This is a genomic window from Eubacterium ramulus ATCC 29099 (assembly GCF_000469345.1).
GTDB lineage: Bacteria > Bacillota > Clostridia > Lachnospirales > Lachnospiraceae > Eubacterium_I > Eubacterium_I ramulus.
In genome coordinates, this window is record NZ_KI271072.1 from 42,080 (window position 1) to 57,065 (window position 14,986).

The window sequence follows — 14,986 nt, forward strand, 5'->3', positions numbered from 1 at the left end:
TTCTGCTCCACTCTATTATGCATCCTTCAAAAATGCTTTATATCCGCATTTTGCTTCATACAGATCTGCTTTACTGATGATTTCCCACGGTGCATGCATATTCAGCACTGCAACGCCGCTGTCGATAACCTGCATATTATAATTTCCAAGGATATAAGCGATGGTTCCGCCGCCTCCCTGGTCTACTTTACCAAGTTCTGCTGTCTGGAAATATACCTGATTATCATCCATGATTCTGCGGATTTCTGCCACATATTCTGCTCCGGCATCATTAGAACCTGATTTTCCTCTGGAACCGGTGTATTTATTGAATACAAGTCCCCGTCCAAAATATGCTGCATTTTTCTTCTCCATAACCCCTGGGTAATTCGGATCAAAAGCAGCACTTACATCAGAAGAAAGCACTTTGGAATTCTGCAGGGCACGACGCAATTTTAATTCATTGTAATCACCGCAGGCATTCATTACTTCTGCTGTCATGTTTTCAAAGAAACGGGACTCCATACCGGTTGCTCCCACACTACCGATTTCTTCTTTATCCACCAGAAGGCATACGCTGGTGCGCTCCGGTTTTTCCATCTCAACGATTGCTGAGAAAGAAGGATAAGCACATACACGGTCGTCATGTCCGTAACCCATGATCATACTGCGGTCAAAACCGTAATCTCTAGCCGGTCCGGCCGGAACAATCTCGATTTCAGCGGACAGGAAATCTTCTTCCTCCACACCGTAAGCATCTTTTAAAATTTTCAGAACATTTGCCTGTACCAGTTCTTTTGTTTTCTTCTCTTCCTCTGTTTTGGCCTCTAACGGCATACTGCCGACAAGAATATCCAGTGCCTCGCCCTCGATCACTTTTGCGGCCTTTTTCTCCAACTGATCAGCAGACAGATGGATCAGAAGATCGCTGACACCAAAAACCGGATCTTCCGGTTTTTCACCGATGTTGATAGTTACCACAGAACCATCTTTTTTCGCAATGACACCGTGCATAGCCAGTGGAAGTGTCACCCACTGATATTTTTTGACACCGCCATAATAATGCGTATCCAGCAATGCCATATCCGTATCCTCATACAACGGATTCTGTTTCAGATCCAGACGCGGGGAATCGATATGTGCGCCAAGGATATTCATACCTTCCTCCATCGGTTTCTGACCAATGATGTACATGGCAAAACTTTTCCCTTTGTTATCTGCAAATACGCGGTCACCGGCTTTCAACGTGATTCCTTTTGCGATCACTGCTTCCATATCCTGAAAACCGGCTGCTATTGCACGTTTCTTTAATTCTGTCACGCACTCGCGCTCTGTCTTACAGTCAGAAATAAACTGACGGTATTCATCGCCATAAGCGAATACGGCTGCTTTCTCTTCTTCTGTATACTTTTTCCATGCGTTTTTACGTTCCATAATATTCATTCTCCTCAATTTATTAAATTTCTGTGGAATTTCCATTCCTCAGATTATTTTCTACTCTGCGATACAACTCTTTCGCTGCGTTATAACCCATTTTCTTCTGCCGGTGGTTTGCTGCTGCCGCCTCACAGATAACAGCCAGATTTCGTCCCGGACGGATTGGGATGGAATGGCAGACAATATTATTGCCCAAAATCTCTGCATATTCTTCCTCCAGCCCCAGACGGTCATATTCCTTATCCTTCTTCCAGTCTTCCAGTTTGATGACAAGATCAATGGTCTGCTGCTCTTTGACACATTCTACACCGAACAGTGTCTTTACATCAATGATCCCGATTCCCCGTAATTCAATAAAGTAACGGGTAATATCCGGCGAGGTACCAATAAGCGTATTGTTGTTGATCTTACGGATTTCCACCACATCATCTGTAACAAGACGATGTCCCCGACGGATCAGTTCCAGTGCAGCCTCACTCTTTCCAATACCGCTCTCACCCATGATCAATACACCTTCACCGTAGATATCTACCAGTACACCATGAATGGAAATGCACGGTGCCAGCTTGCCGGTCAGAAAATAGATGGCTTCCGCTGCCACATTGGATGTCGCATCCGGAGATCCAAGGATTGGGATACCACGCTCACCAGCGATACGCAACACTTCTTCATCCGGCTCGTAGTCCCTGCACATAATGACACATGGCACGTTAAATCCAAGAAGCTTGCGGTAACGCTCTGTCCGCACCTCATCTTCCAGACTTTCCAGATAAGAATATTCCACCATACCGATAATCTGAATCCGTTCTTCTGCAAAATGTTCAAAATAGCCTGCCAGCTCCAAAGCCGGACGGTTGATTTCAGAAGAAACGATCATTCGTTTTGACATATCCACACACGGGGTGAAGCATTTAAATTTCATTCTCTCTGCTAACTGTTGTACACTGACTCCCTGCATTGTATTTTCTCCATTTCTGTAATATGTACACGCAGAATCCTTGATGGAAAAGACTCCGAACGTACATTATTTTTTTAACAGCTACAGTATAGCACGTTTTTACTGCTTATGGAAGAACTCGTATACGGACCGTGCCGCTTTCTCATTCATCCCGTCTACTTCCCGCAGTTGTTCCACCGTTGCCTCCCGGATTTTCTCCAAAGACTGGAACTGACGCATCAGTGCTTTTCTCCTGGTCTGGCCGATATTCGGGATATCATCCAGCACAGAATGAACCTGCTGTTTGCTGCGCAGGGAACGATGATACTCGATAGCAAACCGATGTGCCTCGTCCTGGATCCGGGTGATCAACCGGAAACCTTCGGAATGCCGGTCAATGGGAATTTCCTCATTATTAAAATACAATCCTCTGGTTCTATGATGATCATCCTTTACCATACCGCACACCGGAATCGCCAGTTTCAGTTCATCCAGCACTTCCAGTGCAATATTGACCTGCCCCTTTCCACCATCCATCAGGATCAGATCCGGAAACTTTGTAAAGCTGCCATACTCCGGGGCCAGATCTTTTTGCCGGTTCTGCACCCGTTCCTCCATTCCATGCGTAAACCGGCGGGTCAGCATTTCCCGCATGGAAGCATAATCGTCCGGTCCCGTCACCGTTTTTAACTTGAACTTGCGATAATCACTCCTGCAGGGTTTTCCCCGTTCGTAAACCACCATGGAACCTACGGATTCAAAACCGTTGGTATTGGAAATATCATACGCTTCCATCCGCTTGACATAACCGAGCTCCAGCAGATCTGCAATCTCTTTGACAGCTCCGATGGTACGTCCTTCCTCCCGACGGATTTTTTCCTTATCCTGTGTCAGCACCATGACGGCATTCTGTTCGGCAAGTTCCACCAATTTTTCCCGCTGTCCCTTTTTAGGCACACGGATATATACTTTCTGTCCTCGTTTTGCAGACAACCACTGTGCCACTACATCTGCATCTTCGATTTCCATAGGGAGCATGATCTCCTTTGGGACAAACGGAGTTCCCGCATAATACTGACTGATAAAAGTAGACAGCACTTCTTTCTTCGTATCCTCTGCTCCGATGGTGACATGAAAATGCTCCCGTCCGATCAGCCTTCCCTCCCGGACAAAAAACACCTGCACTACCGCATCACGATCATCCATGGCAAGAGCCAGTATATCACGATCTTCTCCGTCAAAACTTGTGATTTTCTGCTTCTGCGCCACCTGACGCACACTGGTCAGCAGATCCCGGAACTCCATGGCTTTTTCAAACTCCAGTGCCTCGGAAGCCGCCTGCATCTTTTCCTCCAGATCCCGGATCACAGGATTAAAATTTCCGTTTAACAATTCCATTGCACTGCGGATCTGTGTCCGATAATCCTCTTTGGAAATATATCCCTGGCAGGGAGCCTGACACTGATGGATGTGATAATTCAGACATGGACGCTCTTTTCCGATATCCCGCGGCAGTGTCCGGTTACAGGTACGGATCTGAAAAAGCTTCTGCACCAGTTCAATGGTATCTTTCACAGCTCCGGCACTGGTATAGGGACCATAATATTTTGATTTGTCCTTCTTCATCTGTCTGGAAAACAGCACCCGCGGATAGGCTTCCCCAAGAGTCACCTTGATATACGGATACGTCTTGTCATCTTTCAGCATCGTATTATATTTGGGGCGGTGTTCTTTGATCAGGTTACACTCCAGCACCAGTGCTTCCAGTTCAGAATCTGTCAGGATATATTCAAAATGATCAATATGCGTCACCATTTTTTCAATCTTTGGTCCCTTGTTCCGGCTAGTCTGAAAATACTGCCGCACCCGGTTTTTCAGGCTGATGGCCTTTCCGATATAAATGATCGCATCCCGGTCGTCATGCATAATATAAACTCCCGGATGGTCCGGAAGCTTCTTCAGTTCCTCCCGAATGTCAAATAGTTTTTCTGTTCCCATATATGTTTCGTAATCCTCTTGAAATTTCCAAACGGTCAGGGCAGAAAATTACTTCTCCACTCTGACCGTTTCTGTCTTGATTATACGGATTGCTCCGTGCTTTCTTATTCTTCAAAAGCTTCTTCCGGTGCAACCGGCTCATTTCCGGAAAGTTCTGTCTCATTCTCTGACATCTCAGCAGTCTGCTCCTCTGTCTGTACGGTAACATCTTCCGCGTCTACATCGATTGGCTGTTTCGCTTCTGCCATCTCATTGAAGATATCCATAAACTCTTTACCTGTGATGGTTTCATGTTCATACAGATACCCTGCAATACGTTCCAGCACATCACGGTGAGTCAACAACATCTCTTTTGCTGTATCGTATGCTTTCTGCAACATTACTTTTACAACCTCATCGACTTTGGCGATGGTATCGTCACCACAATTTGTCACTGCACGTCCGTCCAGATATCTGTTCTCCACAGATTCTACGCCCATCAGACCAAATTCTTCTGACATACCAAACTGGGTAACCATGGCACGAGCAATTCTGGTAGCCATCTCGATATCATTGGATGCACCGGTTGTCACAGAATCGCACATGATCTCCTCTGCGGCACGACCTCCCATATAAGTAACCAGACGTGCTTCCAGCTCAGCTTTGGTCTCCAGATATTTCTCTTCCTCCGGCATCTGCAGGGTGTAACCCAGAGATCCCATGGTACGCGGTACGATTGTGATTTTCTGTACCGGCTCTGCATCTTTCTGTAATGCTGTAACCAGTGCATGACCAACTTCATGGTACGCCACCAGTCTTTTCTCTTTCGGTCCCATGATACGGTCTTTTTTCTCTTTACCCGCGATGACTACCTCTACGGATTCGAACAGATCTGCCTGTGTCACATACTGTCTGCCGTTCTTAACTGCATTGATAGCAGCCTCGTTGATCATATTTGCAAGATCAGATCCCACACAGCCTGCGGTTGCAAGTGCGATTGCATCCAGATCAACGGAATCATCCATCTTGACATCTTTGGAATGTACACGCAGAGTCTCCACACGGCCTTTCAGATCCGGTTTGTCTACGATAATACGACGGTCAAAACGTCCCGGTCTCAATAATGCTTTATCCAGAACTTCCGGACGGTTGGTTGCTGCCAGGATCAGAAGTCCTTTGGATGTGTCAAAACCATCCATCTCTGCCAGCAGCTGGTTCAATGTCTGTTCACGCTCGTCGTTTCCGCCGCCATAATGGCTGTCACGGCTTTTTCCGATGGCGTCGATCTCATCAATAAAAATAATACACGGTGCCTGTTTCTGTGCTTCTTTGAACAGATCACGCACGCGGGATGCACCCACACCGACAAACATTTCTACAAAGTCAGAACCTGCCAGTGAGAAAAACGGTACTCCTGCCTCACCTGCAACCGCTTTTGCCAGTAACGTCTTACCTGTTCCCGGAGGGCCTACTAATAAGGCTCCTTTCGGAAGCTTCGCACCGATGGCAGTATATTTCTGTGGATTATGCAGGAAATCTACCACTTCCTGCAAAGATTCTTTTGCCTCATCCTGTCCGGCTACATCCTTAAAGGTAACACCGGTAGATTTCTCCACATACATCTTGGCATTGCTCTTGCCGACACCCATGACGCCGCCTCCGCCGCCCATCCGTTTCATGGCAGCACCAAGCAGGATCCACACGATGGCGATCGGGATTACAAAGCTAAGAATCTGATAGATCCATGCGGATGTAGTCTGGTTCTTTCCGGTATAATCTACATTGTACTGATCCAGCATTTCATACATACGGTCATCTTTCAGATTAACCGTATAATAGGTCACCTGATACAGGCTCTTTTTATCCTCTACCGGCTGGATCTGAATCTCACTATTTGTGATGACAACACTTTTCACCTGATTATTCTTAACCATCTTCTGGAATTCGCTGTATGTGATCTCCTGATTGGTAAGACTTCCTATTCCATTGGTAATCATTGTAACAAGTAACAGCACTACAACGGTTGCGATCACGAACCAGAGCATATTCTGTCCGTTCCTGCGTCCATTATTGTTATTGCCGCCCCTGTTGTTTCCTCTGTTTTCGTCCATACTAAACTCTCATTCCTGTGTATCACAACAGTCAACCTATTCTTCGTTTTCCCCTTCACTGACTGTAACGACACACAATCCTTTCTCTTGGTTTCCCCTATGTCAGATCCAGCCATTCTGAAACTCATTTCATTCCGAACTCAATCTGCATTGTTTTATTATATGGTTATTTTGTATAGAAATCAATAATCTAATCGTGAACTTTTCCTGATTTTTATAAAATCTTTATAAAAGAACCCCCGGATATTTCTGTTTCATCCGAGGGTTCTTTTGATTTTTAATCACAGGATTTCTTCTTTTCCTGTTCGTTTTATTATTTATTTTTGTATTCGATGGCTGCCTCCACAAATCCTTTGAATAACGGATGTGGACGATTCGGTCTGGATTTCAATTCCGGATGTGCCTGGGTAGCCACAAACCACGGATGAGCCGGAATCTCGATCATCTCGATGATTCTTCCATCCGGAGAAAGTCCGCTGAGTTTCATGCCATTCTCTGTCAGGATTGCACGGTAATCATTATTTACCTCATACCGGTGACGATGACGCTCATGGATCGTCTCTGTGCCGTATAACTCATAGGCTTTGCTGTCTTTGGCAAGTACACAAGGATATGAACCGAGACGCAGGGTACCTCCGATATCCTCCACACCATTCTGATCCGGCATCAGAGCGATAACCGGCGCTGTTGTGTTCGGATCCAGCTCAATACTGTGTGCATCTTCCAGACCACAGATATGACGTGCATACTCAACGATGGAAAGCTGCATACCAAGGCAGAGGCCAAGGAACGGTACATTATTTTCACGTGCATATTTAATAGCTGTGATCTTTCCGTCGATTCCACGGTCACCGAATCCACCCGGAACAAGAATTCCCTGTACATCACCAAGCACTTCTGCTACGTTGTCCTCGTTCAGTTCCTCAGAATCAACCCATTTGATATTTACAGTAGCATGCTGGAAGATTCCACCATGTTTTAAAGCCTCTACAACAGAGATATATGCATCATGCAGCTGGATATATTTTCCAACCAGTGCGATTTCTACTTCTTTATTCGGATTACGCAGTGCCTGTACCATATCGATCCAATCTGTCAGATCCGGTTCCGGACAATCCAGTTTCAGGCATTCACATGCAACCTGGGCAAGATTTTCTTTTTCCATTGCAAGCGGTGCTTCATATAAGTATTCTACATCCAGGTTCTGCAGCACACATTTCTTCGGTACATTACAGAACAATGCAATCTTGTCACGGATCTGGCGGTCCAGTTCATGCTCGGTACGGCATACGATAATATCTGGCTGGATACCCATTCCCTGAAGTTCTTTTACGCTTGCCTGGGTAGGTTTTGTCTTCAATTCTCCGGAAGCAGACAGATATGGAATCAGTGTAACATGGATCAGGATTGCATTATCGTGTCCCACTTCATGCTGGAACTGACGGATTGCCTCCAGGAACGGCTGACTTTCGATATCACCAACAGTTCCACCCACTTCAATAATAGCGATCTGTGTCTCTTCTGTTGTAAAATCACGGAAGAAACGGCTCTTGATCTCATTTGTGATGTGCGGGATTACCTGCACAGTTCCTCCGCCATAATCACCGCGGCGCTCTTTCTGTAATACGGACCAGTACACCTTTCCGGTTGTCACATTTGAGCTCTTGCTCAGGTTTTCATCGATAAAACGCTCATAGTGTCCCAGATCCAGATCTGTCTCAGCACCATCTTCTGTTACGAAGACCTCCCCATGCTGAATCGGGTTCATAGTTCCCGGGTCAATATTGATATAAGGGTCAAATTTCTGCATGGTCACTTTGTAGCCGCGTGCTTTCAGCAGACGTCCAAGTGATGCGGCAGTGATTCCCTTTCCAAGTCCGGATACTACTCCGCCGGTAACAAATACATATTTTACTGCCATTGTTTCTTCCTCCTGTGTTTATTTTTTATCCCCAGTGCGGGGGGTTATTCTACTGATATCATGGTGTTTTCGCAGCCCGATCTTTCTCTTTTCCTTTTTAGGGAATAACATTTCCAAGCAGCGATAAATTTACATACAGATTTCATTATACAACCTCCGTGAAAAGAAATCTACTTTTTTTTCTTTCGACAGACATATTTTTTCTTCCGCATTGTTTCACGCAAATGCGATCATCATGATAAGAGGAACCGTGATCACACTAAACAACGTTGTCATAAACACCGATCGCCCCGCCGCTGCCGTATTGGTGCCATATTGTTCCGTAATCATGGACTGCGCGGAAGAAACCGGCAATGCTGCCGTCAGGATCAGCACATTTTTCAATGTCTCGTCCAGATTTGTCGGAAGCAATCGCAGAAATCCTATCATAAGCAATGGAAATATCAGCAGTCTGGTCAGCGTCAGAAACAGCATTTTCCAATCCTGAAAAACTGCTTTCACCGGAAGCCTTGAGATAGACAGCCCCACCACCAGCATGGATAATCCACTGGTAATATTGGACAGATACGCCAGCAGCTGTCCCAACACATCCGGAACAGGAATCTGCAGGATACAAACTACCAGCCCAAGCAATACAGCTATATTGATATTGTTCCATATCATTTTCCGGATATTCAGCTTCTCTTTCATCGGATATTTCCAGGTCAGAAGTTTAACTCCCACAGAGAAGATCAGAAAATTTCCTACCACATTGCCAAGAGCCATCAAAAACATGCCTTTGCCGCCAAATACGGACAATGCCAGCGGAATGCCCATAAATCCATTATTTGAAAACAGCATACTGTAGATCCAGACGCCCTGATCCAGATCCTGCACCTTTACCGCATGAATCAGAATCAGACCCACCAACAAAGCACACAAATGCAAAAGAATAATAAAAAGAAATGTCTGTACGCCATAAGATACCAGCTGTGAACGTTCCTGATCAATGATAGAGCAAAAAACAGTGACCGGCATAGTAACCTGCAATACCAATGCAGACAAGTCCGGTATACTTTCTTTATGAATGATATTTCTTTTTCCTAATATAAATCCCAGCACGATCAAAGCGAACAACAAAAATACACTTGTGGCCACAACAGACATAATGATTCCTCTTTTACTTATCTTGTGTCAATTTTTTTACTCTGTATCTACTCGTCAAACTCCACGATCACGTAGTAGCCTTTGGGTGTCTCTTTGACTTCCACGACAGTACCTTCCCGTGTTTTTAACCGCTCACGAAATTCGTAGTTGGCAGACATGGCATAGGCTTTTCCCAGTGTATAATACCAGGAATTTGGCAGTTTGCTCTCGGTTACCGGAAGGACATCTCCCACTTCCAGCAGACCTGTCCGCTCCATTTTAAATTCCATTCTCCGCATAGTGCCTAATCTTCTTCCTTATAATCTACGTCAATGATATCATCTTCCGGGTTATGGTAGCTTTTATAGGCTCTTCCGGCACGGCCATTCAGCCACAGTCCGCTGATGCCATCATAGATCAGGATAAGTCCGACTGCCATCATACCGATTTCCAATGCCAGCCAGGTATGCAGCATCAGGATCACACCGATAATAATGGTTGCGATTGCCACCAGAAGTCCGATCCACCAACGCGGGCTGCTTGCTTTCTTCACTTCGAGACAGAACACCAGATCTTTAAATCCGTGATATGCCAGCATCACACCGATCAGAATCGGGATCAATGATACGAATACACCCGGACGTGCAAGGATCCAGATACCAATGACCACGCATACGACAGCCGGAAGCATACGCACGGACCGGCCCAGCATTTCACGAATCCGAATTCCCTGAACCAACAGAACGATTCCTGCTGCCAGCAACACCAAACCGGCAATGCGGCACAACGTCACCAGAATGGTTCCCGGCCAGATGCAGAACATCACACCAAACACAATACAGATGATGGATGTGATCATAGACTCTTTTTTGATTTTTTGAAATAAATCAGACATTTTGTACTCCTTCCAGTCTAATGTACACTCAGATTTTTTAAACAAATGATTATTTCCGGCAATTTATTCTGCCTGAATATCAACCAGCTGCGCATTTGTCACAGCAACCAAATCCTGTGGTTTCATTTTTAAAGTAAGACCGATGCGACCGCCGCTCACATAGATTTCTGCAAAATTTTTCGCACTCTCGTCAATCACCGTCGGAAACATTTTTTTCATACCAAGCGGTGAACATCCGCCCCGGACATATCCGGTAATTTTTGTGATATCTTTCACATGGATCATTTCCACAGATTTTTCACCCACGGAGCGCGCCGCCTTTTTCAGATCCACCTCACACGCAATCGGAATTACAAACACATAGTATTGTTTGCTTTTTCCCTGCATGACCAGCGTCTTGTAAGAAGCATCCACCGGTGCACCGGTGAGCTCTGCGCAATGCATTCCATCAATAAAGGTATCCACTTCATAGGTCAGTGCTTCGTATGCAATTTTCTTTTTATCCAACATACGCATAGCATTTGTTTTTGCTTCTTTTCCCAAACCAATTCCTTCTTTCTGTAAAAGATACAGAAGCATTCTGATATCTTGTTTTATTTTTTTAAACAATTTTGCTTATCATTTTTCATCCAGTAATTCTTCGTCACCGATCTCTACTGTTTTCACTTCCCTGCGGAACAGAATATCATAAAGTACCGGTACTACGAACAAGGTCATCAATGTTGCATACAGCAGACCGCCGATCACAACAATCGCCATCCCGCGACTCATCTCTGCTGCGGCATCTGTACTGAATACCATGGTACACATTGCCAGTACCGTTGTCAACATGGTCATCAGGATCGGGCGCATACGGGTTCTTCCGGTCTCCACTAGTGCCTCCTGTTTTTCCATACCGGCAAGCCGCAGCTGATTAGCGTAATCCACAAATACGATACCATTGTTTACGACAACACCCGCCAGCATCAAAAATCCCATCATGGCTGTCAATGAGATCTCCTGTCTTCCGATAAACAGTCCAAGCAGACCGCCGGTAAAAGCCAGTGGAATCGTAAAGATTACGATAAACGGAGACAGCAGACTCTGGAACTGCGCCACCATGATCAGATAGATAAAAGCAATGGCCAGACCGATCATCAGGAAAATATCACTCATGGCATTCATCACTTCCGTACTTTCGCCGGCAATCTCAAGGGTATAACCATCCGGCAGTTCATAACCATCCAATTTATCCTGAAGCGTGCGGGATAATAAAGTGGTATTATATCCGTCTTCTGTTTCCGCAGTCACACTGATATATGTTTTCTGATTTTCTCTTTTTATAGAAGCAAGACCGACACCTTCCTGCATAGTTGCAAACTCACTGAGTTTATGGATCTCTGTCTCTGTCGTACCATCTGCTTTCTGTTTGTCTACGGAAAACTCGTAATCCATCAGAGCATCCACATCTACAGTATCATTCTCGTTTACAATTTTCACATCATACTGCTTACCATCCATCGTCAGTGTCGTTGCTGTCTTTTCTGTCGTGAGACTGCCTGCCAGCTCCTGATAGATCTGCGCCACTGTCAGCCCCTGTTCCATAGCTTTCTCCTTGTCAATGGTGAGCTGGATTGTCTTATCACCGCTCTCCTGTCCATTGGAAACTTTGGTAAATCCTTTCACATCAGAGACCATGTCCATGACATCATTGCTGATCTCCAGCAACTTGTCTGTATCGCTTCCATAGATATTCACAGTCAGACCGCTTGCCATATAAGAAGACAGGTCCATATTCGAAGTCGAAACACTGTAATCCTTGAACTTCAGCTCTTTGCAGATTTTTTCCAGCTGTTTTGCCACCGGGCCGTTATCCCTGGCTGTGTCTTCATCCAATAATACAAACACATTCAGATTATGTGTACCGCCGCTGCTCATCATCATGGAAGATGCGTTGCCGGAAGCACTGGAGGAACCGGAGATCATACCGACGTAAGTCACACCATCAATGGATGTCATTTTCTCCATTGCCTGATCTGCCAGTGCAAAGGTCTCCTCATCGGTTAATGTTTCATCTGCTTCCAGTGTCACGGACATCTGATCACCGCCCATCGTCGGAAACAGGATCATTCCGGTATTTACTGCCTTGTATGCACAGCCTGCCAACAGTCCAACTGCGATCAGCAGTGGTACAAATTTTTTCCGCAGACAGAAACGAAGCGCTGTTTCATATACCTTCAACACTTTATCCAGCAATTTTTGCGGTTTCGGCTCCGTATTACGCAACATGGTAGAACTCATCGCCGGAACTACAGTCAGCGCAATCAGAAGACTCGCCACCAGGCTATATGCAATGGTCAGTGCCAGATCCACAAACAGTTCCCGCACCATACCATTCACAAAGATAATCGGTAAAAATACACAGATGGTCGTCAATGTAGAAGATGCAATGGCACCAGCCACCTGTTTTGCTCCCATGACCGCCGCTCTCGCAGATGATACGCCCAATCCACGCAGACGGTAAATATTTTCGATCACAACAATGGAGTTATCCACCAGCATACCGATTCCAAGAGCCAGTCCGGACAATGAGATCAGATTCAGTGTCACACCACTGAAGTACATCAGTACGATTGCCACCAGAACACTCAGCGGAATGCTGAAAGCGACCACAATCGTCGGTTTGACGGAACGCAGAAAAATTGCAAGCACAATAATTGCCAGCACTGCACCCATGATCAGATTAGACAGTACATTATTCACGATCAGATCGATATAATCGCCCTGATCCATCAGGCTTGTAATATGCAGTCCGTCATGATCCTGTTCCAGCTGACGGATAGCTGCGCCACAGGTATCCGATACATCCGCAGTTCCCGCTGTACTGGATTTTGAAATAGAAAGAACGATTCCATCCCGTCCATTTACTTTTGCATAAGCATCTCCGGAATTATCGATCCAGGTCACATCTGCCACATCAGACACCCGGATATCTCCGATTCCATCGATATTGCATAATACCGAGGATTCCAGTTCTCCATCAGAAGCATACTCATCACCGACTTTCAGCAGATACTGATCCTCTCCCTGATAAATATAGCCTGCCGGCATTGCAAAATTCTGCGCTGCCAGCAGTTGGGATAAGGTATCCAGACTCAGCAGTGTATCCAGATTTGCATTTTTCAGTGCCGTATCTCTTCCCTGCTCATAGGAAGACTGAGCATCCGCCAGCTGTTCTTCACTGTTGCTGAGGGCCGCCTGACCATCCGCAATCTGTGCCGCGCCGGTACTGAAACCAACCGCAGCGGAAATCTTGCCGGATTCCAGTGCTTCGTAATTATCTGTAGCTGCTTTGACCTGTTCATTCACCTGATCCGCAATCGCCTGTGCCGCCTGGATCTCAACAGCCAGATTGGCAAGTTCTGTATCAATCTGCGGCAGCCGGGTATTCACGATCTGATCCAGTTGTTTCAGGTTATCCGTGGTCAGTGATGCTGCTGCATCCGACTGACCGATCTGTTTCATAAATGCAGTCAGAGCTTCCAGTTTCTTTGGACTTTTCAAAGCATCCGAAATATCTGCCGGATAGGCAGAAGCATCCATGCCATAACCGGATGCCATATTTCGAACAGACGCAAAGCTTTCGTTGATCTGCTCATACTGTGCCTCAATCCCGGCATCTATATACGCTTTTTTCTCTGTTTCCAGTGCCAGTTTGGATGCCTGAAGCCCTGCTAACTGTGCATTATATGCAGACTGTGTCGCTACGGCTGCATCCACCGCTTTGCTGGTCTGCGCCAGTTCACTGGCAGTAGAACTCTGCTGATCCTGCAACGCTTTTTGTGAACTCTCCAGCTGGGATTTTGCACTGTTCAACTGACTCTTTGCATCATCAATCTGCGCTTTTGCATCTGCCAGCTGTTCATCCACATAGCCCGCCAGCCGGTCATTCACTGCATCGATTTTTTCCTGGTTCAACCGGATTTCTACTGTTTTTTCAATCGCACCTGTGGTATTGACACTTGCTACACCATTCTGACGTTCCATCGTCGGCACAACCGTATTTTCCACAAAATCACTAAGCTCGTAGATATCTTTTCCTTCGTAATCCACGCTGGCATAAATCACCGGCATCATGTCCATGGATACTTCCATGATCATCGGTTTACCGGCACCATCCGGCAATGTGATCAGATCCAGTGCATTGGACAGTTTGACCATGGCACTATCCATGTTCGTCTCCTCTGCAAATTCCAGCATAACCGTACAGTAATTCTCATTAGAGGTACTGGTGACATTCTCCACACCATTGACTGTTCCAAGACCGGATTCCAGAGGTTCCGTCACAGTACTTTCCACCTTGTCCGGAGATGCTCCCGGATAAGTCGTTACTACTACCACATACGGCAAAGAAAATTCCGGCAGCAGATCTGTCGACATCCTGGTAAAACTTACTACCCCCAGAATCAGACAGATTACCACCGCAACGAACACTGTGTACGGTTTCTTAACACTAAATTTTGACATTTCTTTCCTTCTTTCCAGCTCTATCTTTCCGTTTTTCATGCAAAACCGTTCTGCAAAAAAATCATCACTGATTACCTGTTTTGATGAAAGATTCTCAC

General features: G+C 45.7%; 10 protein-coding genes. All 10 read right to left on the reverse strand.

Annotated features, from left to right (window positions below):
- Positions 1–15: 15 nt before the first annotated feature.
- The gene (locus tag HMPREF0373_RS00195) at positions 16–1,422 is read right to left on the reverse strand and encodes an aminopeptidase (protein ID WP_044962432.1); all 1,407 of its coding nucleotides are present in this window, start codon (positions 1,420–1,422) and stop codon (positions 16–18) included.
- A 13-nt stretch (positions 1,423–1,435) separates the two neighbouring features.
- Positions 1,436–2,374 (reverse strand): HPr(Ser) kinase/phosphatase, encoded by a 939-nt coding sequence (gene hprK, locus HMPREF0373_RS00200; protein ID WP_021737500.1) that lies wholly within the window; start codon positions 2,372–2,374, stop codon positions 1,436–1,438.
- Positions 2,375–2,473: 99 nt separating this feature from the next.
- A complete protein-coding gene (gene uvrC, locus HMPREF0373_RS00205) occupies positions 2,474–4,351 on the reverse strand; it encodes an excinuclease ABC subunit UvrC (protein ID WP_021737501.1) in 1,878 nt (625 codons plus the stop codon).
- Between the two features lie 104 nt (positions 4,352–4,455).
- Complete coding sequence (gene ftsH, locus HMPREF0373_RS00210; RefSeq protein ID WP_021737503.1) at positions 4,456–6,441, reverse strand: ATP-dependent zinc metalloprotease FtsH; 1,986 nt, start codon at positions 6,439–6,441, stop codon at positions 4,456–4,458.
- Positions 6,442–6,754: 313 nt separating this feature from the next.
- A complete protein-coding gene (locus HMPREF0373_RS00215; RefSeq protein ID WP_021737504.1) occupies positions 6,755–8,362 on the reverse strand; it encodes a CTP synthase in 1,608 nt (535 codons plus the stop codon).
- Positions 8,363–8,578: 216 nt separating this feature from the next.
- Positions 8,579–9,508, reverse strand: a complete 930-nt coding sequence (locus HMPREF0373_RS00220; protein WP_021737505.1) for an AEC family transporter — start codon at positions 9,506–9,508, stop codon at positions 8,579–8,581.
- 47 nt (positions 9,509–9,555) lie between these two features.
- Positions 9,556–9,786 (reverse strand): hypothetical protein, encoded by a 231-nt coding sequence (locus tag HMPREF0373_RS00225; RefSeq protein WP_022035761.1) that lies wholly within the window; start codon positions 9,784–9,786, stop codon positions 9,556–9,558.
- A 5-nt stretch (positions 9,787–9,791) separates the two neighbouring features.
- On the reverse strand, positions 9,792–10,382 hold the full coding sequence (locus HMPREF0373_RS00230) for an HdeD family acid-resistance protein (RefSeq protein ID WP_021737507.1): 591 nt from the start codon (positions 10,380–10,382) through the stop codon (positions 9,792–9,794).
- A gap of 63 nt (positions 10,383–10,445) precedes the next feature.
- Positions 10,446–10,925 (reverse strand): Cys-tRNA(Pro) deacylase, encoded by a 480-nt coding sequence (gene ybaK, locus HMPREF0373_RS00235; protein WP_172679893.1) that lies wholly within the window; start codon positions 10,923–10,925, stop codon positions 10,446–10,448.
- 75 nt (positions 10,926–11,000) lie between these two features.
- A complete protein-coding gene (locus tag HMPREF0373_RS00240; protein WP_044962467.1) occupies positions 11,001–14,888 on the reverse strand; it encodes an efflux RND transporter permease subunit in 3,888 nt (1,295 codons plus the stop codon).
- Between the last annotated feature and the right edge of the window lie 98 nt (positions 14,889–14,986).

Excerpts from the sequence above, each read along its gene's own strand:
- HMPREF0373_RS00195 (WP_044962432.1), bottom strand. The coding sequence starts at position 1,422 with ATGAATATTATGGAACGTAAAAACGCATGGAAAAAGTATACAGAAGAA.
- hprK (WP_021737500.1), bottom strand. The coding sequence starts at position 2,374 with ATGCAGGGAGTCAGTGTACAACAGTTAGCAGAGAGAATGAAATTTAAA.
- uvrC (WP_021737501.1), bottom strand. The coding sequence starts at position 4,351 with ATGGGAACAGAAAAACTATTTGACATTCGGGAGGAACTGAAGAAGCTT.
- ftsH (WP_021737503.1), bottom strand. The coding sequence starts at position 6,441 with ATGGACGAAAACAGAGGAAACAACAGGGGCGGCAATAACAATAATGGA.
- HMPREF0373_RS00215 (WP_021737504.1), bottom strand. The coding sequence starts at position 8,362 with ATGGCAGTAAAATATGTATTTGTTACCGGCGGAGTAGTATCCGGACTT.
- HMPREF0373_RS00220 (WP_021737505.1), bottom strand. The coding sequence starts at position 9,508 with ATGTCTGTTGTGGCCACAAGTGTATTTTTGTTGTTCGCTTTGATCGTG.
- HMPREF0373_RS00225 (WP_022035761.1), bottom strand. The coding sequence starts at position 9,786 with ATGCGGAGAATGGAATTTAAAATGGAGCGGACAGGTCTGCTGGAAGTG.
- HMPREF0373_RS00230 (WP_021737507.1), bottom strand. The coding sequence starts at position 10,382 with ATGTCTGATTTATTTCAAAAAATCAAAAAAGAGTCTATGATCACATCC.
- HMPREF0373_RS00240 (WP_044962467.1), bottom strand. The coding sequence starts at position 14,888 with ATGTCAAAATTTAGTGTTAAGAAACCGTACACAGTGTTCGTTGCGGTG.